This is a genomic window from Syntrophorhabdaceae bacterium (assembly GCA_035541755.1).
Classification (GTDB): domain Bacteria; phylum Desulfobacterota; class Syntrophorhabdia; order Syntrophorhabdales; family Syntrophorhabdaceae; genus PNOF01.
Genome location: DATKMQ010000012.1, coordinates 1 through 24,964, shown reverse-complemented (window position 1 = coordinate 24,964; position 24,964 = coordinate 1). Strand labels below are relative to the sequence as shown.

General features: G+C 51.1%; 27 protein-coding genes and 2 tRNA genes. 23 read left to right on the top strand and 6 right to left on the bottom strand.

Annotation, left to right across the window (positions count from 1 at the left end; all coding sequences use genetic code 11):
* Nucleotides 1-366 (bottom strand): aminotransferase class I/II-fold pyridoxal phosphate-dependent enzyme (locus tag VMT62_01010; protein ID HVN94984.1); only part of this gene is annotated, 366 nt, incomplete at its 3' end.
* Between the two features lie 222 nt (nt 367-588).
* Between VMT62_01010 and rplU the strand changes: the two genes are divergently transcribed.
* From rplU to VMT62_00935, 15 genes are all read left to right on the top strand, one after another.
* Nucleotides 589-906, top strand: a complete 318-nt coding sequence (rplU, locus tag VMT62_01005; GenBank protein HVN94983.1) for a 50S ribosomal protein L21 — start codon at nt 589-591, stop codon at nt 904-906.
* Nucleotide 907: 1 nt separating this feature from the next.
* Nucleotides 908-1,159, top strand: a complete 252-nt coding sequence (rpmA, locus tag VMT62_01000) for a 50S ribosomal protein L27 (protein ID HVN94982.1) — start codon at nt 908-910, stop codon at nt 1,157-1,159.
* Entirely contained in the window at nt 1,159-2,166 is a 1,008-nt protein-coding gene (obgE, locus tag VMT62_00995) for a GTPase ObgE (GenBank protein HVN94981.1), read from the top strand. Before rpmA ends, obgE begins: the two co-directional genes overlap by 1 nt.
* Before the next feature lie 12 nt (nt 2,167-2,178).
* Nucleotides 2,179-3,303, top strand: a complete 1,125-nt coding sequence (gene proB, locus VMT62_00990) for a glutamate 5-kinase (GenBank protein ID HVN94980.1) — start codon at nt 2,179-2,181, stop codon at nt 3,301-3,303.
* A complete protein-coding gene (locus VMT62_00985) occupies nt 3,300-4,565 on the top strand; it encodes a glutamate-5-semialdehyde dehydrogenase (GenBank protein HVN94979.1) in 1,266 nt (421 codons plus the stop codon). The genes proB and VMT62_00985 overlap by 4 nt, the downstream gene beginning before the upstream one ends.
* Nucleotides 4,566-4,572: 7 nt before the next feature.
* Complete coding sequence (gene nadD, locus VMT62_00980; GenBank protein HVN94978.1) at nt 4,573-5,208, top strand: nicotinate-nucleotide adenylyltransferase; 636 nt, start codon at nt 4,573-4,575, stop codon at nt 5,206-5,208.
* A 33-nt stretch (nt 5,209-5,241) separates the two neighbouring features.
* Nucleotides 5,242-5,595 carry a ribosome silencing factor gene (gene rsfS, locus VMT62_00975; GenBank protein ID HVN94977.1) on the top strand — a complete coding sequence of 118 codons (354 nt, stop codon included), beginning with the start codon at nt 5,242-5,244 and terminating at the stop codon, nt 5,593-5,595.
* Nucleotides 5,576-5,929: a TraR/DksA family transcriptional regulator gene (locus VMT62_00970; GenBank protein HVN94976.1), complete on the top strand. Its 354-nt coding sequence runs from the start codon at nt 5,576-5,578 to the stop codon at nt 5,927-5,929. The genes rsfS and VMT62_00970 overlap by 20 nt, the downstream gene beginning before the upstream one ends.
* 4 nt (nt 5,930-5,933) lie before the next feature.
* On the top strand, nt 5,934-7,298 hold the full coding sequence (locus tag VMT62_00965) for a tetratricopeptide repeat protein (GenBank protein ID HVN94975.1): 1,365 nt from the start codon (nt 5,934-5,936) through the stop codon (nt 7,296-7,298).
* Between the two features lies 1 nt (nt 7,299).
* The gene (locus VMT62_00960; protein ID HVN94974.1) at nt 7,300-8,496 is read left to right on the top strand and encodes a 2,3-bisphosphoglycerate-independent phosphoglycerate mutase; all 1,197 of its coding nucleotides are present in this window, start codon (nt 7,300-7,302) and stop codon (nt 8,494-8,496) included.
* On the top strand, nt 8,489-9,184 hold the full coding sequence (locus tag VMT62_00955) for a ComF family protein (protein ID HVN94973.1): 696 nt from the start codon (nt 8,489-8,491) through the stop codon (nt 9,182-9,184). The genes VMT62_00960 and VMT62_00955 overlap by 8 nt, the downstream gene beginning before the upstream one ends.
* Nucleotides 9,181-12,231, top strand: a complete 3,051-nt coding sequence (locus tag VMT62_00950) for an AsmA-like C-terminal region-containing protein (GenBank protein ID HVN94972.1) — start codon at nt 9,181-9,183, stop codon at nt 12,229-12,231. The genes VMT62_00955 and VMT62_00950 overlap by 4 nt, the downstream gene beginning before the upstream one ends.
* Nucleotides 12,228-13,085, top strand: coding sequence for a Rossmann-like and DUF2520 domain-containing protein (locus VMT62_00945; GenBank protein ID HVN94971.1), 858 nt, complete (start codon nt 12,228-12,230; stop codon nt 13,083-13,085). The genes VMT62_00950 and VMT62_00945 overlap by 4 nt, the downstream gene beginning before the upstream one ends.
* A gap of 3 nt (nt 13,086-13,088) precedes the next feature.
* Nucleotides 13,089-13,820, top strand: coding sequence for an NAD-dependent deacylase (locus tag VMT62_00940; GenBank protein HVN94970.1), 732 nt, complete (start codon nt 13,089-13,091; stop codon nt 13,818-13,820).
* Nucleotides 13,821-13,926: 106 nt separating this feature from the next.
* On the top strand, nt 13,927-14,733 hold the full coding sequence (locus tag VMT62_00935; GenBank protein ID HVN94969.1) for a dienelactone hydrolase family protein: 807 nt from the start codon (nt 13,927-13,929) through the stop codon (nt 14,731-14,733).
* A gap of 41 nt (nt 14,734-14,774) precedes the next feature.
* On the opposite strand, the gene VMT62_00930 is transcribed toward VMT62_00935, so the two are convergent.
* From VMT62_00930 to VMT62_00920, 3 genes are all read right to left on the bottom strand, one after another.
* Nucleotides 14,775-15,683, bottom strand: coding sequence for a cysteine synthase family protein (locus VMT62_00930; protein ID HVN94968.1), 909 nt, complete (start codon nt 15,681-15,683; stop codon nt 14,775-14,777).
* 116 nt (nt 15,684-15,799) lie between these two features.
* Nucleotides 15,800-16,999, bottom strand: a complete 1,200-nt coding sequence (locus VMT62_00925; protein HVN94967.1) for an aminopeptidase — start codon at nt 16,997-16,999, stop codon at nt 15,800-15,802.
* Nucleotides 16,986-17,390 (bottom strand): hypothetical protein, encoded by a 405-nt coding sequence (locus VMT62_00920; protein HVN94966.1) that lies wholly within the window; start codon nt 17,388-17,390, stop codon nt 16,986-16,988. The genes VMT62_00925 and VMT62_00920 overlap by 14 nt, the downstream gene beginning before the upstream one ends.
* Before the next feature lie 163 nt (nt 17,391-17,553).
* Here VMT62_00920 and VMT62_00915 point away from each other — a divergent pair.
* From VMT62_00915 to VMT62_00905, 3 genes are all read left to right on the top strand, one after another.
* Nucleotides 17,554-17,627 (top strand) — tRNA-Met (locus VMT62_00915).
* Nucleotides 17,628-17,690: 63 nt separating this feature from the next.
* Nucleotides 17,691-18,317 (top strand): hypothetical protein, encoded by a 627-nt coding sequence (locus VMT62_00910; GenBank protein HVN94965.1) that lies wholly within the window; start codon nt 17,691-17,693, stop codon nt 18,315-18,317.
* 81 nt (nt 18,318-18,398) lie between these two features.
* Complete coding sequence (locus VMT62_00905) at nt 18,399-19,289, top strand: hypothetical protein (protein HVN94964.1); 891 nt, start codon at nt 18,399-18,401, stop codon at nt 19,287-19,289.
* Between the two features lie 7 nt (nt 19,290-19,296).
* On the opposite strand, the gene VMT62_00900 is transcribed toward VMT62_00905, so the two are convergent.
* A complete protein-coding gene (locus VMT62_00900; protein HVN94963.1) occupies nt 19,297-20,001 on the bottom strand; it encodes a thymidylate synthase in 705 nt (234 codons plus the stop codon).
* A 103-nt stretch (nt 20,002-20,104) separates the two neighbouring features.
* Here VMT62_00900 and VMT62_00895 point away from each other — a divergent pair, with 103 nt between their 5' ends.
* The 3 genes from VMT62_00895 to VMT62_00885 all read left to right on the top strand — a co-directional run bounded on the left by VMT62_00895 (nt 20,105) and on the right by VMT62_00885 (nt 22,439).
* Nucleotides 20,105-20,749 carry an MBL fold metallo-hydrolase gene (locus VMT62_00895; GenBank protein ID HVN94962.1) on the top strand — a complete coding sequence of 215 codons (645 nt, stop codon included), beginning with the start codon at nt 20,105-20,107 and terminating at the stop codon, nt 20,747-20,749.
* On the top strand, nt 20,739-21,614 hold the full coding sequence (locus VMT62_00890) for a patatin-like phospholipase family protein (GenBank protein HVN94961.1): 876 nt from the start codon (nt 20,739-20,741) through the stop codon (nt 21,612-21,614). Before VMT62_00895 ends, VMT62_00890 begins: the two co-directional genes overlap by 11 nt.
* Nucleotides 21,615-21,686: 72 nt before the next feature.
* Nucleotides 21,687-22,439, top strand: a complete 753-nt coding sequence (locus VMT62_00885; GenBank protein HVN94960.1) for a YdcF family protein — start codon at nt 21,687-21,689, stop codon at nt 22,437-22,439.
* On the opposite strand, the gene VMT62_00880 is transcribed toward VMT62_00885, so the two are convergent.
* Nucleotides 22,429-23,394 carry an amino acid--tRNA ligase-related protein gene (locus VMT62_00880; protein ID HVN94959.1) on the bottom strand — a complete coding sequence of 322 codons (966 nt, stop codon included), beginning with the start codon at nt 23,392-23,394 and terminating at the stop codon, nt 22,429-22,431. The two genes, VMT62_00885 and VMT62_00880, sit on opposite strands and share 11 nt — an antisense overlap.
* A gap of 45 nt (nt 23,395-23,439) precedes the next feature.
* Here VMT62_00880 and VMT62_00875 point away from each other — a divergent pair.
* Together VMT62_00875 and VMT62_00870 are read left to right on the top strand one after the other, a co-directional pair.
* Nucleotides 23,440-23,533 (top strand) — tRNA-Ser (locus VMT62_00875).
* A gap of 299 nt (nt 23,534-23,832) precedes the next feature.
* A complete protein-coding gene (locus tag VMT62_00870; GenBank protein HVN94958.1) occupies nt 23,833-24,813 on the top strand; it encodes a replication protein in 981 nt (326 codons plus the stop codon).
* Nucleotides 24,814-24,964: the final 151 nt, after the last annotated feature.

The following is a 24,964-nucleotide window of genomic DNA, read 5'->3' as shown; positions in this document are numbered from 1 at the left end:
CGGGACGAAAACGATTTCTCCCTGGCTTACTGTGGCAAGCACGAGGTGCCCTATGCCCTCCTTTGCTCCCATGGTAACAACGATTTCTTCATCGGGGTCTACGTCCACATCGTATTTTCTTTTATACCAGCCGGCAACGGCGACCCTGAGCTTACGGATGCCCCGGCTTACCGAATAGCGATGATTTCTGGGATTTCTGGCGGCCTCGACGAGTTTGGACACGATATACTTGGGCGTGGCGAGATCGGGGTTTCCCATGCCGAGATCGATGATATCCTCGCCGCGCCTTCTCGCCTCGATGAGCAAATCTCTAACTATGCCGAGAACATAAGGCGGCAGCCTTGAAATACGATAAAACTCATCCATGTGTTGAAAAATACCACAATAAGGCCCTCACGCGCAATAAGAAAAGGGGTAGCAGGATCGGCGCACTCTTCCCGTTCGTGTTGTTCATTTCAGTAAGACCGGACCCTGCTGATTCGAGTCGGACATCTATCATTAATCGGTGGATCAACATTCTGTTGACTTTTGCGCGCTGATTATCATAATATATTTAGCTTTTTTTCAAATAAAGGTAAGGAGCACGTTATGTATGCAATCATTGAAAGCGGCGGCAAGCAGTACAGAATTGAAGAGGGGAAGAAAGTGAAGCTCGAAAAGATCGAAGCCCCTGAAGGCGAAGAGATACGGATCAATAATGTGCTCACCATAAACGGGGAAAATGGAACGGTTGTGGGTCACCCCTTTATTGACGGCGCCTATGTAAACGGAAGGGTCGTGGCGCAGGGGCGTTTGAGAAAGGTGACCATATTCAAACATAAACGACGGAAAGACTACAAGGTCAAAAAAGGGCACCGTCAGTTCTATACAGAGCTACTCATAGAAAAGATCATAATGGAGGCGTAACATGGCGCATAAGAAAGCCGGCGGCAGTTCAAGGAATGGAAGAGACAGCGGAGGCCAGAGGCTTGGCGTGAAGATTTACGCCGGTACTAAGGTCAAGGCCGGAAATATCATCGTAAGGCAGCATGGGACACGGATACATCCGGGGAAGAATGTCGGTATGGGAAGGGACAATACCTTATTTGCTTTGATTGACGGGATCGTGAATTTTGATTCGGCAGGCGACAAGAGAAGGGCCCATGTCGATCCTATTTGATGAAATTTGTTGATGAAGCATCTATCTATGTTGAGGCAGGACGAGGCGGTCGGGGTAGTATAAGCTTCAGGAGAGCCAAGTTTATTCCGCGAGGCGGACCTGATGGCGGCGATGGCGGAAAGGGAGGGGACGTAATCGTAACCGGAAAAAGGGATCTGGCGAGTCTTCTCGATTTCAAATATAAGCGAAATTACAAAGCGGAAAGCGGTAAAGCCGGCGGAGCAAACAACAGAACAGGCAGAGACGGTTTGGATCGGGTGATCTACGTGCCGCTCGGAACCATCATCTACGAAGGGCCGGAATTATCTATTCTTTCGAGTATCACGAAGGACGGGGAGTCTTATGTCGTCGCACAGGGCGGACGGGGCGGCAGGGGTAATACCCGTTTTGTAACGGCGACGCACAGGGCGCCCACAGAACATGATGAAGGCGAAGAGGGCGATAAACGCGAGTTGAAACTCGTGCTCAAGCTCCTCGCTGACGTGGGTCTCGTGGGGCTTCCCAATGTGGGCAAGTCAACCCTCATCTCACGTTTGACCGACGCGAGACCCAAGGTAGGTGATTATCCGTTTACCACACTAACCCCGGCTCTCGGCGCGCTTAAACATCAGGAGAAGACATTTGTCATCGCCGATATTCCCGGCATTGTTCACGGGGCTTCGACAGGCAGGGGTCTGGGGCTCACATTTTTGAAGCACATAGAGCGAACTCAGATGCTTCTCATAGTTATCGATGCGTCCTCGCCCACGGTCAAGAGAGACTACGATACGCTGCTTAATGAACTGAAGGCGTATAACGGAGAGTTGCTCCGAAAACAAAGGATTATCGTGCTCAACAAGATCGATCTTGTTGCAGAAAGTATGCTCAAGGCATGGCAGATGTATTTCGACGAGAAAATGGAACGACATGTGGAGGTGAGTGCGCTCAAAGGCCTCGCGATAGGCGAATTGAAGAAACTCATTTCTACAAGCGCCACCGCCGGGGTCATGAAAGATTGCGCAAACTGACGAAGGGACACGATGCACAGGCTCAAGACAAATGAGATCCCCATCAAGCGACTCGTTGTGAAGATCGGAACGTCGGTCCTTGTCGACGATGGCAAGAAGATCGCGACCAGTAAGATCAAGGATATCGCCCGGCAGGTAAAAGCCGTCAAGGCCATGAATATTGACGTTATTATCGTCTCGAGCGGCGCCATCGCCTGCGGAATGGAAACCGTGGGCCTCGCAAAGAAGCCCAAAGAGATTGCGAAAAGGCAGGCACTGGCTTCCATCGGACAAGTACTACTCATGAAGATGTACCGCGAAAATTTTGAGAGAGAGGATATGAAAGTGGGGCAAATCCTTCTCACTCACGAGGACATCAAGAACAGGACAAGATGTATCAACCTCATGAATACCCTTGACACCCTTCTCACCATGGGCATCGTACCGGTTATCAACGAGAATGACGCCCTCTCATTTACGGAGATCAAATTTGGCGATAATGACAATCTTTCGGCGCTTATCGCTCAGATCGCCGACGCCGATATGCTGCTGCTTCTTTCCGATGTGGAGGGACTCTTTGACTGTGATCCCAACACGAACCCCCATGCCTCAATGATCCCGGTCGTTGCCAAGATCGACGAGGACATAGAGCGGGTAGCCACAGGTACGGGAAGCGAGAAGAGTGTCGGCGGTATGGCAAGCAAGCTGGAAGCGGCGAAAAAGGCGGGTTGGTATGGCATACCGACCAGAGTTGTCCTCGGGACGAAAAAAGACGTGATCGTGAAGGTGACCACAGGCAGCGAGATCGGGACTCTTTTTCTGCCCGAGCGTAAACTCGCGAGAAGAAAATGGTGGACCGCCTTTGCCTTCAAACCCAAAGGCACGCTCTATATTGACGCAGGCGCGGAGCGCGCGCTCGTCCATAACGGGAAAAGCCTCCTTCCGTCCGGGGTGGTCATGACAGAAGGCGCTTTTACGAGCGGCGAGTGCATCGAGCTCAAAAACGCACGCGGAGAGGTCGTCGCAAAGGGCATTACAAACTATTCATCGTCCGATGTTGAGAGGATAAAAGGTCTGAAAAGTGTTGATATAGAAAGGAAGCTCGGATATAAATACACGGAAGAAATTGTGCATAGAGATAATATGGTGATTATATGAAAAGAACCGATCACGCGCAAAAAGCGGAGGCGCTCGCGCAAAAGGCCAAGGCATGTTCAAGCATGCTCGCCCATGCGAGCACTAAGACGAAGAATGAAGTCCTTGCACGATTGGAGCAACTGCTTGCCAAGAAAAAGCCTTACCTTCTGACGGAGAACGAAAAGGATATAAAGGCTGCTGAGAAGGCCGGCCTGGCCAAGAGTCTCATCGACAGGCTCCGGATTGACGATAAGCTGATCCGGGAAATGCAGGGAAGCCTTCGTGACGTCGCAAACCTGCCTGACCCTGTCGGAGACATCGTGAAGACATGGAAGAGGCCGAACGGGCTCTTGGTAGGAAGGATGAGAATCCCCATCGGCGTTATTCTCATTATATACGAATCGCGGCCCAATGTGACCGTCGAGGCCTTCTCACTGTGCCTGAAAAGTGGGAACTCAGTGATACTGAAGGGCGGCTCAGAGGCTTACCATTCCAATCTCGCCCTTTACACGCTGATTCGTGAGGCCCTCAACAGCTCCGGCATCGACCCCGATGTCGTGCAATTCGTAGAGACCGCGGACAGGGACTACATCTATAGCCTGCTCAAAATGGATGAGCATATCGACCTTATCATACCGAGAGGAGGCGAGGCGCTCATCAGGAATATCGTCGAGCAATCGAGGATACCGGTGTTAAAGCATTACAAAGGGGTCTGTCACATCTTTGTGGACGAGTCCGCTTCATTCGAGATGGCATACGGTATATGTGTCAACGCAAAGGCGCAGAAACCTGCGACCTGCAACGCCATGGAGACGCTCCTCGTGCATGAGGCCATCGCAAAGGACTTCTTGCCACAGATGGCGCAGCGCTTGAAGGAGCAGGGCGTAAGACTCAAGGGCTGTCCGAAAACCGTAAGGATCGTTAAGGACATAGCCAGGGCAGAGGAGGCCAACTGGTATGAAGAATACCTTGATCTGAGACTGAACGTAAAGATCGTGAAAGACGTGGCCCAAGCCATCGCGCATATCAGAAAATACGGATCAAGCCACACCGAGGCCATTGTCACGGAAAACTTGCAGCGCGCCTGGATGTTTGTGAGGGAGCTCGATTCCTCGCTCGTCCTTGTCAATGCTTCTACGAGACTGAACGACGGCTTCCAGCTCGGACTCGGGGCCGAAATGGGTATCAGTACCACAAGACTCCATGCTTTCGGGCCCATGGGTCTTGAGGAGTTGACTATTACAAAATTCATCGCCTTTGGCGATGGCCAGCTGAGGACGTGAGGACACAATGGCAATCGGCCTGTTCGGAGGAACCTTTGACCCGATCCATGTGGGACATCTTCGTGTCGCAGAGGAGATCCGGCAAGATTTCTCCCTGGAGAGAATCTATTTCATACCCAGCGGAGTACCCCCACACAAACGAGGACGGGCGATTACGGATGCCGATGAGAGGCTCCGTATGGTGAAAGCGGCGCTCAAGGGCAACAAATTCTTCAGAATCTCTCAGGTGGAGGCCATAAGGCAAGGTCCTTCATATACGATCGACACATTGCAGCACTTCGGCAAGCGGTTCAGGGAACTTTACTTTCTCATCGGCATAGACGCCTTTTCCGAGATTAAGACGTGGCATCTCTATAAGGAACTGTTTCATCATGCGCATTTTATCGTGATGACGAGACCCATGGCCACCCGGAAGGCGCCCCTGGCCGAGCTTCCCCGATATCTTAAGAAGGACGTAAAGAAAGTCGGAGAGACCGTGTTCGAGCATGCATCAGGCAAGAACATTTACTTCCACGATATTACGCAGATGGACATTTCATCGACAAAGATAAAAGAACTCTTGAAGAGGCGCCGGTCGATAAGGTATCTTGTTCCCGCCTCCGTGGAGAGGATCATTATTGAGAGGGGGCTGTACAGAACATAAGTGGATGCCTTCGAACAAGCAGAAAAATGTGGTATGCTGGCTCACGAAAAGAAAGCGAAAGATGTGGTCATCATGAAACTCGCGGATCTTACCGACCTTGCGGATTACTTCCTGCTTGCAAGCGGAACGAGCGAACGCCATGTGAGGACCATTGCGGACAACATTGGGACGGGAATGAAAGAGCGCGGGATAAAGCCCTCAAGCGTTGAAGGCTATCGCGAGGGACGATGGGTGATTATCGACTATCAGAATACCGTTGCGCATGTCTTTCTTGAACAGCTGCGCGAATTATATGATCTGGAAAGCCTGTGGATAGAGGCGAAAAGATATAGGATAGAAAACGAAAAAAAGTACGCAGAGGTGGAGAATGAAGAAAAAGGAACGTGACCTTTACCGAAAAAGGCTCCTGAAGATGAGGCAAGACATATTAAATAAGGCCAAGAAGCTAAAGGAAGATTCCTATAATCTCGGAACGGACGGCATTCAGGATATGGCTGATGCTGCGAGCAACACCTATACGGCCGATATCCTTATGAGTATCAGCGACAACGATCTTACCCTCCTGAAAGATATCGACAACGCCCTCGACAAGCTGGAAAAAGGTACCTATGGAATATGTGAAGAGTGTGAAGAGATAATTAGCGAAAAAAGACTTGAAGCAAATCCTGTAGCAAGGTATTGTATAACATGTAAGAGACAAATGGAGCAGAAGGGAATTTGATGGAATGAAGCTGAAGATAGTTGTTCTACTCTGCCTGCTGTTCAGTCTTTGTTATTTTTTCCTGTCCATATTGAACCCTGATCCGGTGAAGTTCAACTATTGGAGCGGGTCGCCCATTGAGATGTCGGTGGCGAGCTTCGTTGTCTTCTCCTTTATACTTGGGGTTATTGTATCCATCATCGTCAGCTTTTTCTATGACATCAAAAGCACGATCAACAGCTTCATAGCAGGAAGACATCAAAAGAAAACAGGGGAGTTCAAGGAACTGTTTGAGAGGGCAAAATCCTATGATATGCGGGGTGACCGCACCCGCGCCATAGAACAGCTTGAGAAGCTGACGAGACAGGCGCCCAACAGGGACGAAGCCTATGTGGCGCTCGCAGACATATATGTTTCCATGGAAGAGTACGATAAAGCACTGGAAATACTGGGCGTCGCAGAAACGAATATGGGTAAGAATGAAGTCATCCTGCTCAAAAAGATTCGGGTAAACCTCACGACCAAGGACTACGTAAAGAACGAACCTATCCTGAAAGAAGTATTGAAAATCAACGAATCGAATATCGATGCCCTGAGAATACTCAGGGACTTCTACGTGTGGAAGAAAGAGTGGAACGAGGCCTACGAAATTGAAAAAAGGATACGGAAATTTATCAAGACGGAAGATGAGAAGAGGCGGTTCGTGGGCATTCAGTACGAAAAGACGCTCGCCCTCTTCAACGAGAGATTTTCCCAGAACGCCGACAGGATAGTCGACAAGTTGAAAGAGCTTATCGCGGAAGATAAACGGTTTATCCCGACATATCTTCTGCTGGCTGAAGCCTACAAGAAGATGGACAAGTTAAATGAGGCAGGAAGGGTCTACGGGCGGGGCTATACAAAAACGGGCCACATCATTTTCCTCCTCAGGATGGAAGACCTTTACATCAACCGGGGAGACCCCGGGGCCATACTCAAGATCTACCAAAGGGTCTTAGACCTATCGCCCAGGGACCATCTCATCTCGTTTCTCTATGCGAGGCTGTGCCTGAGATTAGAGATGATCGACGAAGCCATCGATATGCTCAATACCTTGATCGCTGAAGGAGAAGACTTCAGAGGGCTGCACAGGGCCATGGCAGAAGCCTATATCCACAGGGGAGAAATGGAAGAGGCCGTATCGGAGTTCCGAGAGGCCTTTCCCATGAAAGAGGTCTATATACCCTTTGTCTGCACGAAATGTCAGGCCATAAAGGCCGAATGGACCGATTTCTGCGAGAGCTGTAACAGCTGGAACACGGTCAACGTGAAGAAGGAGGAGTTCCTCCATACCGATACCACCGAGCTGAGGGTGATATACGAAGGCGAAGACTGGAGTCAGGGAGAGTAGCATGATCGAAGATATTGCGCTTGCCAACGACAACAAAATCGTGTTTCTCGTCCTTGACGGACTTGGCGATATTCCCAACCCCTCCTTCGGCTACCAGACGCCGCTGGAGGCGGCAGAGAAACCGAATATCGACGCCCTCGCGTTGGAAAGCGGTGTGCTTGGCCGTCTGCTTCCTGTTGGCATGGGAGTAACTCCGGGAAGCGGTCCCGGCCACTTGAGTCTTTTCGGCTACGATCCCGTGACGCAGGAAATCGGTCGCGGTGTACTCGAAGCCCTGGGTCTCAACATGGACTTAAAGGACGGAGACATAGCGGCCAGGGCCAACTTCTGTACGGTGAAAGACGGAATCGTGACCGACAGAAGGGCGGGAAGGATCCCCACGGAAGAGACAGAGCGCCTCTGCGCTCTTATTTCCTCGAGCACCCCCGAGATCGAAGGCGTAAAAATCATCATCAAACCCGGCAAGTCCCATCGGTTCGCCATGGTACTGAGGGGCAGGGGACTTTCCGATAAGCTGACCGACGCGGATCCACACAAAGATAATAGACCATATGCGTACGCCACCGCAAAGGAGAAGAAGGCCGACTTTACCGTGCAGGTGATAAATACCTTTATCCGCAAGATTCTCGATCTTTTGAAAAATGAAAAAGCGGCAAATGGTGTGTTGCTACGCGGTTTTTCCGAGAAACCCAACATACCTCTTTTTCCTGAGAAGTATCGGTTGAGGGCGCTTGCCATCGCGACATACCCCATGTATCGGGGTATCGCCAAGGTCCTCGGCATGGACGTGAAACATGAGCCCAGAGACTATGGCGAGTCCATAAAGATCCTCAAAGAGAATTACCATGATTACGAGTTCTTCTTCATCCATATAAAAGAGACTGACCTTGCCGGAGAGGATGGAAATTTCCCCGAGAAGGTGAAGGCAATTGAGAGCACCGATAAGATCGTGCCTGAAATCATGAGGCTCAATCCGCAGGTCCTCGTCATCACCGGTGACCACTCCACGCCCTGCCCGCTAAAAGGACACAGCTGGCATCCGGTGCCTCTCATGATCGCAACAAAAACGGGCGAAAGAGACTCCCTCGCATTTCATGAAAAGAACTGCCTTATGGGCAGTGTGGGCACTATCTACAGTAAACAATTGATGGCCCTCGCACTGGCGCATGGAATGAAGCTCGACAAGTACGGTGCATAACCTCCTTAGATCAGTCCTGGACATCTTTTATCCCCTGTATTGCGGAGCATGCAATACGCCGGGAAGCGCGCTCTGCGAAACCTGCATAGATTCATTCCGGATTGTCGATCAAAAGGAGGCCTGTCCGATCTGCGGCAGGCCGATCGGCAAGACCATTCTCTGCGGTGCCTGCATGGAACAAAAGAGGACATATAGCCACGGCTACTTCGGGTTCTATTTCGAAGACAAACTCCGGGATACAATCCACGCTTTCAAGTTTCGAGGCAGAAGGGACGTGGGTCGATTGCTCGTGCGCCTGATCGAGGCCAAGATTCGCGGAATCGCTCACAGCTTCGATGTAATCGTTCCCATTCCTGTCACGTGGAGAAGGCTCATGGAAAGGGGATTTAATCAGTCTTTTATCATCGGAGAAGAGATCGCCAAAATTACGGGCAAAAGCATATACCCGTCGGTTCTCGTGAAAACAAAGAAAACCAGGGACCAGTATCTCTTATCCAGAGAAGAGAGAAGAAAGAATGTAAAAGGCATTTTCAGCGTGAGAAACGAGAGTAGCATCGAGGGCAAAAAGGTGCTCCTCGTAGACGATCTTTTCACCCCAGGATATACCGCCCGGGAGGCGTCCCGCTGTCTCATTGCGCGCTCTGCCGGCGAAGTAATATTGTTTGCGCTCGCCCGGACGCCTTCATGAAAAGAAGAAGACTACTTTTTTCCGCTATCCTTCTTTCCGCCATCGGCCTCATCGGCCTTGCCGCCTTCATGAACCTTCCCCGCTTCTTCTCCTATGTGATTAGCAGGGCGACAAACACCAGGGCGACGGTAGCTCGGGTCGAACTCGTGCGCGAGGGCACAAGTCTCGATATCCGAATGGGCGAAATCCGTCTGGATGGCGACGTCACGGGTGTGGTGAAGCGGTGCGATCTTGTCATCAATGTGGCCAAAGGCATCTATTTCGAAAATATCCGCGTAGCCGATTTTGATGCGATAGTCAACCCCATCGAGCGCCAGGAACGCCTCTTCACGTTTCCCGCGGAGCTTATCGAGATGAAAAACGGCGCCCTCACCGTTTCCGGACATTCCGTGGGGATCGACGATGTGAAGGTATGGAACGTGAACATCGGAGACAAGCTTAAATTCGAGGCACATGTTCACAACGGAGACTACATCGGAGCCGTGGAGATTCGAGGGGAGGGCACGTACAACAAGCGTTTGACGGACCTCAGAGGAGATATCGAATTTAGCTCCTTTAATCTTGCAAGGATCGATAAGATTCTCAAGGGAACCGTGAACGGGGCCGGCACGATTGCCTTTAAGGATAATGTATTTACCTATGAAGGGAAGGCTGTCGCGAGCGGCTTTGAACTGAGCGACACGTGGCTTGATAAGCCCCTGGCCATTGATAAGGTTCAGGCCGAAGTATGGCTCTCAGCCGAGGCCGGCACCGTAGATTTGAAGATTCGTGAGGCGTACTATAAGCAAACCCCTCTTACCTTGAACATCCGTCTTGATCACTATAAATATGCATCCCTCGAGCTCACGTCAGATTATCTCGATGTCGAGGACGTAGCCCATTATGCCACTTCGGGATATTCGCTCAAGAATGTCTGGGATGCCCTGAAAACGGGTAAAGTGAGGGCCGTAATGCTGCGCGATGAGTATAAGGGTCCCACCACAGCGGAGCTTGAGATCAAGGACGTCGGGCTATCCTACAGGGACATGTATCTCAACAATATAAAGGGGCGGCTTTCCCTTGATACGTCGCGGGTGAATATCTCTGACATCCAGGGAACATATAAAACAAGCGCGTTTAACGGGGTAAATGGAACCATACCGTATAACCGGGACAAAGCCATAAAGGTAAGCGGCAGATACACATTAAACCTTAAAGACATGCCGTCTTTTGTTGACCTCAAGGGGCTTCGTTTTTCAGACGGAACCACGGGCGGCTCTGCGGAGGTGGAGATTGGTCGCGGCTCGAACGCAAACATTCGCGGTTCGGGACAGCTTACCGGCGGCAAGGTCAGTTGGAAAGAGACGGCTTTTTCAGCACACGGCTCCTACAAATTCTTAAACGACGAGGTGACCTTTGATCCGCTCATTGTGGATAAGGAGGGCACAACTCAGCTTATGTGCAAAGGCACAGTAGGTGAGAAGAATCTCGATTTCACGGTCAGGGGCATGCTTGACACCGGACACATTCGTCCTTTTGTTAAATTGCCTATTCGGACTACCGGGATACTCCAAATCGACGGGAGCTTCCGATTCGACAACGGCCTTCTCGCTGCAAGGGGCGACGTGAATATGGACGACCTCGCTTTTGAAATACCTCCATACGTGAAAAAGGAAAAGGGCGTGAAAAGTCAGGCCAGAGTCAGCTTTTCAAAAAAGGAGACTGACGTCGTGGTCGATGACTTTACGTATCAGCTCGACATTATCAGAGTGAGCGGAAAGGGCGTGATAAAGGATTTAAGAAAGATCGATGCACAGGTCTCTCTCGATGCCCACGACGTGGGACGGGTGGCGGATATGTTCTTTTTGCCTCAAAAAACCACGAAAGGAGACGTATCGCTCAACGTGGCGGTCAAGGATCTTCAATTCCCGCTTGAAAAACTTCCCAATATGACGGGCTACCTGAAGATAGAGGACGGCTCTCTGCGCATACCCGGCTTATCAAACCCCCTCGACCGTATGAACCTTCTGGTGGATTTCCAGGGAAGCTCCTACGATCTCCAGGTGAATGGGCTTGCCTGCGGGACAAGCGAGGTCAAGAGGGGCAGGCTCCGCATTAACGGCCTTGAAAACCCGCAATTCTCTCTGTCACTCGATATGGACCGTTTTGATCTTCGGGATTTTGCAGGAGGCAGGCAACACGGAAGTCTCCTGATACCTCAGAATAGCATTCTCGCTCGTGCAAATGGAGACCTGTCTCTTAAGGCACGTGAGGCCGTGTTTGGAAGGGTAAACGTTAAGGATTTGGATATCACGGGCGTCATGGTCGATAGAAAAATCAGCATTTCCGAATGCAGATCGGCCATATTTGACGGCCGTACGGAACTGGAGGGCATCGTTGATCTGTCCGGAAAATCTCCCTATGTTTACGTGAACGGCAGGCTTGACAGGATAAAGAGCGGCCCCCTTCTCGAAGCGCTGGGTAATACCTCTGAGGATATCGTGGGTAGCGGCTTCATATATGGTGACCTCAAATCTGAAGGAGACAACAGGACGGAACTCATCGGTAACTTAAGCGGCAATGTAACCGTCTACAGTGAAAACGGCATTATCAGGAAATGGAACCTGCTCTCCAAAATTTTCGGCCTGCTCAACGTTTACGATCTTCTCAAAGGCAAAGTGAATTTTAACAGGGAAGGCCTGAAATATAACAAACTCGGCGGCGCATTTGCCGTGAATAAAGGCGTGTTCAACACCACGAATTTCCTTCTCGATAGTTCCTCAATGGTCATTACCGGTAAAGGCGATCTTAATCTGAATAAGAAGGATGTGAACGCCACGCTTCAGGTATCTCCACTTATCGCTATCGATCGTACGATCGACAAGATCCCGATTGTCAGGAGCATCCTGAAACAGCGGGGGAAAGGCTTTTTGTACGTAACCTATAATGTAAAGGGGCCCCTTATTGATCCGGATATCACACCGAGCCTGACAAGCACTATCGGCGGCAAGGCCCTCGAGATCCTGCGGAACATCCTTGTTCTTCCCAGGGAGGTTTTTGAAAAATGAAAATTGGGATCATCGGCGCGGGCAAGGTCGGAATATCCCTTGCCTATACGTTGAAACACAAAGGCTTCGATGTCACGGCGATCTCGGACAGGCTCGCATCCTCGCTCGATCAAGCGAGGACGTTTTTGGGAAAGGACATACTCTATACGGATAGCAACGTGTCCGTGGTGCATGCCTCGGATGTTGTTGCCGTTACGACACAGGACAGGGCCATTCAGGGGGTGGCAGAAGAGATATATGAAAAAGCGAAAAGCCTCGAGGGAAAACTCATTTTTCACACGAGCGGGGCCGACCCGTCTTCTCTGCTTAAGCCCCTTGACGAAAAAGGGGCTCTTCTCGGTTCGCTTCATCCTCTTCAGACGTTTCCAGACATTAAGAGCGCTGTGGCCGTTCTGCCTGAGACCTGCATCTTCGTTGAGGGAGACGAGAAAGCCCTTGCCACGCTCTCGATTCTCGGTGAACATTTAGGGGCCAGGGTTTATACCATCGCAGGTGAAGACAAGGTACTCTATCATCTGTCAGCGGTTTTTGTCTGTAACCTTCTGTGCGCACTGTTCTATGCCGGCCGTGGTCTTATGGACAAAATTAACGTGGACTTTGCACCATTCCTCCCTATCATCAGGGCGACCCTCAAGAACATCGAGAGCAAGGGCCCCCTTCAGTCTCTCACCGGGCCTGTGGTGAGGGGCGACGTGAAAACGGTCAAAGCCCACCTCCAATCCATGAAGGGTATGGAGCTCAACACGAAGGTTTATAGAGCACTTTCAGAGGTGGCCTGTGAGATGGCGAGAGAGCGAGGCGCGATCAGTGAGGACGTGGTTCAGGCTTTGCTTGATGCCCTCAATGAAACGTGATGCATGACACCAACCGATCGCGCAGTCAAGGCGCTCGCCACGACAAAATTCCTCCTCGTTATTACCGGTGCAGGAATTTCTCAGGAAAGCGGTGTTCCCACCTTTAGGGGAAAAGACGGATTATGGCAAAACCACCGTGCTGAGGACCTCGCCACTGTTCAGGCCTTCGAGCGCGATCCCGTAACCGTATGGAAATGGTATGACTTCAGAAGGGCCATCATCAGCAAGGCGGACATAAACCCGGGGCATAAAGCGATCAAAGCGTTGGAAGAGGCCTTTCACGATTTCCTGCTTGTTACACAGAATGTGGACGGGTTGCACGCCAGGGCGGGAAGCACCCGTATGGTCGAGATTCACGGCAACCTTTGGAGGGTGCGGTGCGTGAGAGATTCGACAAGGTCGATGCTCACCGAGGTGCCGCTTTCTGTCATTCCGCCGCTATGTGCATGCGGGGCATTACTCAGGCCTGACGTGGTCTGGTTCGGGGAATCCTTATGTTCCGACGCACTGGATCGGGCGATACGAGCCGTTGAAATGTGTGACACCCTGATCGTGGCGGGCACGTCCGGTGTGGTTTATCCCGTGGCCTCCTTTCCAGAGATGGTGAAACACCACGACGGATTTGTCATCGAGATCAACACGGAGCCCACGCCGCTCTCCGCCGTTGCAGATGTATCACTCTACGGAAGGTCGGCGCAGATACTTACGGAACTGACGAGCCGGCTTGGCCTCTAGCCGGCGCTTAACGCCAAACACTCTTGCACATCAGCCCACGAATACTTAATTTCAAAACCAGGGGTGAGATCCTAAAAAGTATCGATCCGTTTACAAGGAGGTCCCTATGAAATACCGAATAATAACGGTCTTAACCGTGTTTGCCATGGTTGTTTCCACGGGCATCGGAAATGCGGCTCCCAAGGTTGCAGAAAAGACCGTGACCTATAATGCGGAAGGCACGGTGTTAGAGGGGTATCTGGCCTACAACGGAAATATGAAAGGTAAGCGCCCCGGGGTGCTTGTGGTCCCGGAATGGTGGGGGCTCAACGACTATGCGCGCATGCGGGCACGAATGCTCGCCGAGCTCGGATATACGGCCATTGCCGTGGACATGTATGGCGACGGCCGGGTTGCTAAGACGCCCCAGGAGGCGACGCAATTATCGTCTGAGGTTATGAATCATTTCGAGACGGGCAAGGCGCGTTTTTTGGCCGCCATGGATCTTTTGAAATCGCAGCCCACGGTGGATCCGTTGCAGATCGCAGCCATCGGTTACTGTTTCGGAGGTGGAGTGGTGCTCAACATGGCGAGACAGAGTGCGGATCTCAAAGGGGTGGTAAGTTTTCACGGGAGCCTGACCGCGGTTCGACCGGCGGCTTTCGGGCTAGTCAAGGCCAGGATACTCGTGCTCCAGGGAGACGCCGACAAATTCGTGCCCGCGCAACAAGTGGAACAATTCCAACAAGAAATGAAGGCCGCCGGTGCAGACTTCAGGGTCATCCTGTACCCAGGGGCCATGCACAGCTTTACTAACCCGGAGGCTGACAACTATGCTAAGGAATTCAATATGCCGATCGGGTATAATGCGAGCGCCGACACGAAGTCCTGGGCTGAGATGAAAAAATTTCTCAAGGAAATATTCAAGAAATAGAGGGATACTGCTTTAATACACCAGCGAGCTTTTCTCGTCCGTCACGGCGGACACTTTGCACAGATCGATCTAAACTGCATGGTGCTTAAGTAGCGGTCCCCCCGGTCAGGAAGGAGCACGACGATGGTGCCGTGATCGATTTCAGAGGCAAGCTTCAAAGCCACCGAAGCGGCGGCTCCGCTCGATGTCCCCACGAATATGCCTTCCTTCTGAGCGAGGAGCCTTGTCATCTCAAAGGCCTCCCCGTCTTCCACCATGTATTTGGCGTCGAGCCGAGCGGGCCTGTAGATGGCCGGGACTATGGACTCGGTCATGTTCTTTAATCCCTGGATGGTGTGGCCCATGACAGGTTCAACGCCCACGATCCTGACATCGGGTTTTTTGGATTTCAAATAGCTTCCTGTGCCCATGAGTGTGCCTGTAGTTCCCATGCCGGCCACAAAATAGTCGATATTCCCGTCGGTCTGTCGGTATATCTCCGGACCGGTTGTCTCGAAATGGGCGAGTACGTTGTCGGGATTCTCATACTGGTTTGGCATATAGTATTTTGCCGGTTCCTCTTGAAGGAGCGTGAGCGCCTTTCGGATGGCGCCGTCGATATTTTCCTTGGCCGGGGTCAAAAAGACTTCTGAGCCCAAACCCTGAAGAATGAGCCTTCTCTCCGTGCTTACACATTCAGGCATACAGAGTTCGACCTTGTAGCCTTTTGCGGCGCCGATCATGGCGATAGCGATGCCCGTGTTGCCTGAAGTCGGCTCCAGAATGATCCTGTCTTTTGTGAGCTCTCCCCGTTCTTCTGCCTTGTTAATCATGTAGAGGGCCGGCCGGTCCTTTACTGATCCTCCGGGGTTGCATCCCTCGAGCTTGCAGAGAACCCTGACGGACCGGTTACGGTTGATGTTCTCAAGTTCTACGAGTGGCGTGTTGCCTATTGCCTGCAGTATATTCATGGGCTTACCCTTCCCAAGCAATTTATTACGAAAAAAAGCTTACCAGAATAATCCGAGTTGCACAAGAGAAAGAAAACCGATGCGTGAAGGATAAAGTCGCCCGGCAGCCCTCGCCACTAATATCTGAACACGCCCCCCTCGTATATGACGATCTTTCTGCCGCTCGTGAGATGTGCCGTGACGATCTTGTCCTCGGTATTTACGAGGTCCCAGTGCAGGGCAGAGTCGTTAAAACCGAGCTTCTTCTTCAAGGCAGGTGTCATTTCTGCCGGATCCCCGTTATACGTATCTGTATAAGACGCCCCGAGCGCAACGTGGCAGTTTCCGTGTTTTCCACCGAAGTTTTCATCGAAGAGGGTGTCGGCCATGAAGCGATCGATACGTGAAAATCTCCTGTCGGTCAGGGAAAATTCTCCGACACGCGATGCACCCTGATCCATCAGGAGTTGTTTTTGTGCGAACTCCCCGCCGACCTTTGCTTCAACGGTTGTTGCAACGCCTTTGACGAACCTGAGCCGGACCCCTTCCACGTAATTTCCGGTCCTGAAAGATGGCAGGTTGGCGAAATAGGTCCCTTGCGTTCCGCGCCAATCGGGCGAGAAAAAGAGTTCGAAACTGGGGATGTTATGGCCGGATACGCCTGCCCATTTGCGCCTTTCTCCCGGTGTAACAGTAAGATCGATGTTTCTTGATTCCATGTGAAATGATTTGACCTTCAAGGAGTTCAACCATTTCTTAATCTCCGTTACGTTTGTGTGGATGGCCCTCCATTCAGCCACAGGGTCGGGCCGGTCAAGGTAACAGGCCTTGATAATCTGCTCCGTGTACTGAGTAAGCGATGCCTTTGCCTGTCTCGCTAATTCAGAGGTCGGCAGCGTACAAAGCGTCCAGCTATAGAGCCTCTCTGCTTCGCGTTTATCAAGGATGTCCCTAAGCGGCTTTCGTGAAACCAGGACCTTTCCGATCTTCATGGGGTCGATGTCTTTGAGGTGTGTGAGTGAGGTGGGTGCCCTCAGGAATATTCTGCCATGTATGTTTTTGTAGAGTTCTTTTTCGCCGGGGGGCCAGAAGGTGAGCTGTTTCTCGTTACCCTTTCGAAAGAAATTGTACTCCATGCCGAAGGTGAGCCCCAGACGCTGGATGGGGTGCATGCCAAGATCGAGTATTTTTCCATAGAGAATCTCGGCGAGATTTAGCGCGGGCAATTCATACTGAAGCAGGATAATCTCGTTTTTCTTGAAAGCACGTTTCTTCGCTGTTGCCAGTCCCCAGAGAAGGACGTCCGCGTAGCGGTCAAGCGCCTTATCGCTCAGCATTTCCCTTCTTCCTCCTTGCCGTCGAGAGTAGCCCGTACAAGACGTCGGCGAACCGCTTTCTCGCCCGAAACCCTGTCTCTTCTTTGACGAAATATCTCGGTTCAAACTGCGACACTATGGAGCTTAATGCCTCCTGATTGCCGGCCCAGTTGAGAAGCTTCATGAAATCTTCCAGCGTGGAGAAATCGTTGTTGCCGAACAGGAATTCCCCACACTTCTTACAGGTATAGCCTTTGAACCAGAGCGCCATTACAGGTGAATCGGGATCATATTCATGCCAGCATTCCCCCATAGTTTCCGTGAGAAATCGATCCCTTTCCTGATTTGGAGCGATTTTTGGCACGATGAATTTGAGTTGCATCTTGCGTGGTCCTGCCATTATTAATATCATATTTTGACCTCTTTATGTAGGATGCTCATCACACCTCTTTATTCTTCCGTGAGGCAACGTCAAATTGTCTCTCGCAAGGTCTGTTGTTGTGCGTAAACGACCCCGGTCACGGACTGATTTATCTTGACAAATCAAGGCATTGTGTCATATATCAATTGTCCGTGGCGGTGTAGCTCAGATGGTTAGAGCATGCGGCTCATATCCGCAGTGTCCGGGGTTCAATTCCCTGCACCGCCATATGCATTCTTCATAACGATATTCGGATGGGTCATCTCCTGCCCGGAGTACGAAAGGGATCATATGGATCATGTTTCGCCAAAACGCAGCCGCTGTGTGAGCAACGAGGGTCGAAGGCTCCTCTCTCACGTGCTCCCCGTCTTCCTTGTTCTTCTGGCTTTTTCGATCCTTGCCATGACCGCTCCCCCTCTCACTTTCGCTGCCTCAAAAAAGGCGAAGCCCGAAGCAAAGCCGGTCCAGAAAGAAAAAGATATTGTCATCAACGATGGGAACCTCAAGGCTTACCAGAAAAAAGTCGAAGATTTCGTGAAAAAGGGCGATTTTGATAATTCCCTGAGCATTATGCTCAGGATACACGATTATGCCGACGACGTACTCTCCACACTAAAGGCTGTGAAGGCGCAATACGAGAAGGCGGTGGGTGATCAATCTCTGCCGCAGAAAGACAAAGAAGATCTCTTCATCAAGCTCACACGCATCGGTGAATTGATGCCACGATACGCCACACTCTACAATTCGTCTACCTTTAATCTTGGATATCTCTATGCCAAAAGAGGGGAAACAGAGAAGGCAAGAAAATGCCTCGTCGAATTCATGCAGACAGCGCCCTTTTCAACCGGCCGTGATTCGCAGTGGATGAAAGCAAAGGCGCTCCTTCTGGAACTCTACGGCCTGGAAGGCGAGTTCTAACCGGCAGCTCAATCGCTCGCCCGGGTGGGATCGCCCGCCACGAACCCGGCAAAACCCGGTCAATAAGACCCGAGGTCACCCGTGATAGATAGTACACAGATTGGGCTCGCGGCGATTGAAGAACTCGGCATCCGCTCTTCCATAAGAAACCTTGTCATCGAAAGCGCAGCATCCCCCTGGTCCGAGAAGATCATCGTAGACGGCCGGGATCCCTTTGATGTGAAGGCCACGATCTGGCATGACGAAAAGTTTATTGCGGCGAGAATCTACAGGCTTCTTCTCTACGTTGCCGATGTGTTGAACCCGGCCTTTCTCTACAGTGAAGAGCACGTGCCGGACAGATGGAGAGAACCGTCAGTCAGGAGGCGATATAACCAAATCTGGGCGCTCGCCGTTGACAGCCGGATTGAACGGAGAGGCATGGAAAACTTCTACGACAAGACGCTCAGAAGAAACCTTTTTTGCGAGATGGAGACGGGGCATGCGAGAGAGAAAGCCGCGGCGGTTTTTGAGGTGCTCTGGAAAAAAGATTCCTTTAGCTTCCCCGAGATAATAGACCACTCCCGAAACCTCGATATGCTGCTTAATCGGATAGAGATAAAAGCCGCACCCGATGGATTTGAGCTTGACATGAGAGTGAATCTTCGAGCGCCCTCAGTTAAGGGACATCTGCGGAGACTTTCATCTGACAGGCTTCTCCACATTGTCGATGAACTCATAAGATATATAACGCGCAATTGCAAAGATACGGCCGTAGAACCTTGCTATTACGGGATCCTCATCCGTCACCGTGAGAATGTCTTCATTGAGCTTGCGCCGCTTACGCCCGAGCTTCTCTTTGTCTCAGTCTTTGACGCCTTCTCGGCAACATTCAAGACACACTTGATTGACGAATCGAGCGACATCTCAAAACTTACGACCGTGATTCGGGAGATGTACAATAATATGGCCCCCGAAGAGCGGCAACTATAACCCCTTCCTATTCTCTTCGAAGCCGCTGCAGGGCAAGACCGAAGGTATATTCGTAGAGATGAAGACCCTTACTTACCGCCGTGATGGTCCCGTCTTCCACGCCGATCTCCTGACACATGTATTCCTTGAGAAGCTGAATGGCAGCGAGGTTTGAGGGAAACCCCGCCCAGAGGTCCCAGCTTCTAAAATAGAGGACAAAGTGGAGCCTGCCGTTCATGAGCCGCGTATCGATAAGGCGCAGGCAGGGCGGGTCTTCGAGCATGATGTCCTGAGGCATGCCTATTTCCATGATCGCCTGGTTCGTCCCCTGTTTTCCCTTCTTATAGATCTCAATCACTTCCTGCACGGGGTTAAGACCCAGCACATGCTCCTCGCCGCCTAATACCACCTTGGGATTTGTAAGCCTCTCACCGTATGTGTAGAGTTCGTTCTCGGCCTTCTTGTCAGTCATGAGATATTGGAGATATTCCTCAACGTATTCCATGGATGTGGGCGCAGGAATGCCGAGCTCTGACGGGATATCGGGTATGAGCGGATGGGTCCCAGGGTATTTGATATGGGCCATGACAAGATCAAACTCGCGCCGTTTGTGGCCCTCGAAGGAGCCGCGGTCGATGACGTATTCGTGAACCCCATCCTGTTCGAATATCCGATAGATACACTGGAACCAGGCATCCGGAAGGTCCCTCGCTTCCACGTAGACAGGCTTCATTTCTCCTCCCTCAGTGCTATCTTTCCCATGCGGCCTAAGATATTATCAAAAAATTTGATAAAGAGCACGAAAAAGTATTAGATTAACTGGACGGGAGGTCCGAATGTTCGTAAAGCAAATCGAAGTAGGAAATATGGCCATCTTCGCCTATCTCGTCGCCTGCAAGGTGACAAAAGAGGCGCTCTTCATTGATCCTGCGGCAGAGACCGAACGCCTGCTTAAGGAAGCGGAAAGCAGGGGATACGTCATAAAATACATTGTCAACACGCATAGCCATGGCGACCATACTATGGGCAATAAGAGGATGAAACAGGCCACCGGTGCCAAAATCATCATCCACGAAGATGACGCCGAGGGACTTATCCATCAGCCCCTGCAGCTCATCGCCGCACTCGGCGGAGAGCCGTCGCCGCCCGCCGATATCACCGTGAAAGATGGCGATCTCATTACCATCGGTGAGACGTCATTAAAAGTAATTCATACGCCGGGCCATTCCCCTGGTGGTATGTGTCTCTACCACAACGGCATGGTTTTTACCGGCGATACCCTCTTTGTGGGCGCCGTGGGCAGGACCGACCTCGGAGGCGGTTCATGGGATACGCTCGTATCGTCGATACACACCAAGCTCTTTACTCTCCCGGACGATACGATTGTGGCCCCCGGTCATAATTATGGTGATACCCCGAAAAGCACTATCGGGCGGGAGAAAGTCTACAATCCTTACGTGGGACAGAGAAGTGGTTATTAGAAAGTTTTTTGTTCTCCTGTGCGTCGTTGCGCTCCTCTTATGTGCCTGCCAGACCAAGGCCCCCCGGCCACAATCTACAACAAAGGCCGAACCCAAAGTCGCCCTGGTCCTCGGAGGGGGTGCGTCTAAAGGGTTTGCCCACGTGGGTGTGATTCGTGTGCTCGAACAGGAAAAGATACCTATCCACATGATTGTGGCAACGAGCGTGGGAAGCCTGATCGGGGCGCTCTATGCATCGAACCCGGACAGCTTTCAGCTCGAGTGGGCCGCTTCCAAAATAGAACGGGGTGACATCCTGGATTTTTCTATCGTCGCCTCAAAACTCGGTCCCGTGCAAGGCACAAAACTCGAAGCATTTGTGGAACAGAACACCAAGGCGAGAAGGGTCGAGGATACGCGCGTACCCTTTTATCCTGTGGCCACAGACCTGAATACCGGGGAAACCGTCACTTTAGAAAAAGGGGCCCTTGCCAAAGCGGTACACGCATCTCTCGCCATACCCGGGATCTTTGTGCCGGTAATGTTTGGAAACCGGATGCTCGTTGATGGCGGGGTCACAGACAACGTGGCCTGCGATATCGCGCGATCCAAAGGCGCTGACATAATCATCGCCGTGAACCTGCAGCGGGATATAAAGGATAACGACATCGAATCTGCCATCGATGTGATCGCCCAGTCGATCAATATCATGATGCACGAGAATAACAAAACCAAGGTGCGACAGGCCGATATACTGATCGAGCCTGATACCAAGGGCGTTTCCATGTTTGATTTCTCTCAAAAGAAACTGCTTATTGAAGAAGGGATCAAGGCCACACAGAACGCGGTGCCAAAAATCAGGGAAGCCATCGCGCGATTCAAGTGAACCCTTTCGGCGAAGCGTGCGCCTGTAGCGTCGTGATGTTACAGCATGGTTAAGGGCCAGGGTGGGTGAGCGTTGACGGGTTTCGTCCTCAAAAAGATCCTTACCATCATTTTGTTGCCTGTAGGTCTTATCGTAGTGATCCTCATCGTTGCTGCCCTGTTTATGAAGAAGCGGCTCAAGATTTGCGTGATCGCGCTCGCGGTCCTGATCTATATGCTGAGCATCGACCCTACAGCCGATCTTTTCATCGTACCCCTCGAGGACGCACAGCGGCCGGCCTCTTTGGAAGAGGTCAAGACCGGCGATGTCTACGTTGTGCTCGGCGGAGGGATAAACGAAAACGCGCCTGATATCAATGGAGTGGGCATGATCGGGTCGAGCGCCCTGGCTCGGATCATAACGGCGTACAGACTCTACTTGATAGCAAAAAAGCCGATCATCTTTTCCGGCGGCATGGTATTCACCAAAACGCCGGAGGCAGAGGTGGCGAGGAGGTTTCTCGTCTCATTGGGGGTTGCCTCTCAGGACATCATCATGGAAGGAAAGAGCATGGATACCTATGAGAACGCCCGGTATGTGAGAGAGATAGCCGACAAGTATCAATTCAGAAAGATCGTGCTCATCACGAGCGCTTACCACATGAAAAGGTCTTATATGCTCTTTAGCAGGCGTTTTACGCAGATACTCCCATTTCCCACGGATTTCAAGACGTCACGCGGCCCTTACGATCCCTTGAGTTTTTTGCCCAGCGCCGAAAACCTTGCACTGGTGGAGACTGCGATGCGAGAATACATGGGTATCCTCTTTTATACCGTCAACCCTTGAGACGAGAGGGGATTACGTCATCGATACAGTCCTTGTTGAAAAGGGCCATGATTAGCCTGTCCACCCCCACAGAGGCGCCTGCATAGGAGCCGCGAAGCATGGACAGCGCGTGAAGAAAGCCTTCGTCTATATCGAAAACGGCTTTACTTTGACGTCTTCGTTCGTTCCGATCGTCAACAAAGCGTTTTTTCTGGATAGTCGGATCGATGAGCTCCGTGTATCCATTAGCGATCTCGATACCTCTGATATAGAGCTCGAAACGCTCTACCTTGGTCGGGTCGTCGGCCTTTTCTTTGGCCATGGTGGAGATTAACCGGGGCCAATCCTTGATGAAATAAGGGGCGCGCTTCGGCATGGCGGTTTCCAGTTCCTGAACGTAGAGCTTGAGCAAAAGGCCGAGCGCATCGTCGTGCTCATCGATGCCGGAAAAACCCCTCATCTTCATCCGTTCAAAGAGCTCATCCCGACCTAAATGAAAAGGGTCTATGCCGGTCTTGTCGCGAAAAAGCGTTTCCAGGTCATAGACGTCAAATTGTTTTTGAAGCTCCTCCCTCTCTTTAATCGCGAGATCGCGTGCCACATGCGAGACGAGCTCATTCGTCTCGCTCATCGCCTCCGTGTAGGTGCCCTCCCGATACCACTCGAGCATGGTGAATTCTGTACTGTGCACCTCCTGATGGTCCTCCACGCGGTAGACCTTGCATATCTGAAAAATCCGCCTGTGTCCCGTGGGCAAGAGCTTCTTCATGCCCATCTCGGGCGAGGTATGGAGGAAGAACGGCCCCTTTGTGCCCACAAAGACGTAAAGAGGGTCTATGTTGGGATCGTTTACAGCCGTTCCCATGAGGTTTGGCGTCTCTACCTCGATATATCCCCGGTCGTAGAAGAAGGTCCTCATACTTCTTAGAAGATCATGTCTTTTCTGCAGTATATCGAATGCTTGCCCGTTGTTCATTTATTGCAATTTATACTTCAAATCGGTATACTTTGTCCACGCCGCGGAGAGGTGACCGAGTATGGCCGAAGGTGCTCGCCTGCTAAGCGAGTGTACGGGTAAAACCGTACCTAGGGTTCAAATCCCTACCTCTCCGCCACTCACCATTAATAAATTCAGTAACTTGCAAATAACAATTCTCTCAAAAACCGCCAGTAAAACGCCAGTAACGCCCTTTTACAAAGTGCGATGTAAGAGAAGCGATGGCCCAGACACTTTATTCCTGACGACTATGATTGTTCAACTGTTGCCCCGTAGGCTCGAACCGCACCTTCTTCGTTTACCATTTACAGCGCCACCAACTTATAGCTCATCTACCCCCATAAAACGAGGCAGACGGAAGGCAGACAACATGAGATTGTCTGCCTTCTTTTTGTATCTATACTTGAGGTGCGCATAATGGCCAACCCACAACTTAACGATGGCTTCCTGCGCATCCCTAATGATATTTTCAGGAGCCTGGTTAAACTCAGGATTCCAGGAGAAGCTCGACAGGTTTTTGACTGTGTCATAGACAAAACTTATGGGTGGAATGACACATCGGCTTTAATCTCTCTCACCGATTTCCAAGATGCAACCGGGCTTTCAAAAGTTCATGTTCTTCGCGGTTTAAACAATCTCCTGGTGATGAATCTGATAATCATTACCCAAAAAGGTAACGATTCACTGCGCAAGAAGCCAACGAGCAAGAAAGAGTACGCAATAAATGGGGATTCTGAAACGTGGAAACCATTACCCAAAAAGGTAACGGTCATTACCCAAAAAGGTAACGGTGGAACTGCCAAACTCTCAAGAGACAACAATTCACGACAAGCGCCTAAAGGCGCTTCCAAAGACAACAAAGACAGTCTAAAGACATGTACAAAAACCTTTCCGTCGGAGGCTGACGCCTACCGGCTATCTGCTGTATTATTTGATGAAATTCTCAAGCAAAACTCGAACAGCAAACTGCACGTCTTGACGGATAGAAAGCGTGAGCAACAAATACAACTCTGGGCTCTCGATATAGATAAGCTGATTCGCTTGGATCGTCAAGAGGCGGCCCTCATCGAGAAAGTAATTAGATTTGTCACAGCCGACGATTTTGAAAAAGGCAACGTCCTGAGCGGAGCGAAGCTCCGCGACCGATGGGATCAACTCGTTTTGAAAGCACTAAGGAATAAGAAGTCCGTCGACAGCGAAAAATCAGAACCCGCACCCACAAGTAGTCAAAAAAAGATAGCGTGTTATAAGGATAGGGATGGCAACCTGCGGCGAGTTGATAACGGCGCTATAGTAGAACGGGATAACAACGCAGCGTCACCAGACCCCATAAATCAGCAAGGTGTGGCTGGGGTTCGGGCGGTAGTACTAAGCGTAGTTGGCACCATGACCGAGTGAGGAGATTGATTTGTTTGACATCCGGCTCAGGGATATATGGGGCAATAACGGACTTCGATCGACCAGTGTTCAACCTCAGAGAATAAGACCGTGGGTCCTTCCGGAAGGCGAATTGCTTACGAGGCGTTAAACCCCAACAAACGAGAACTTT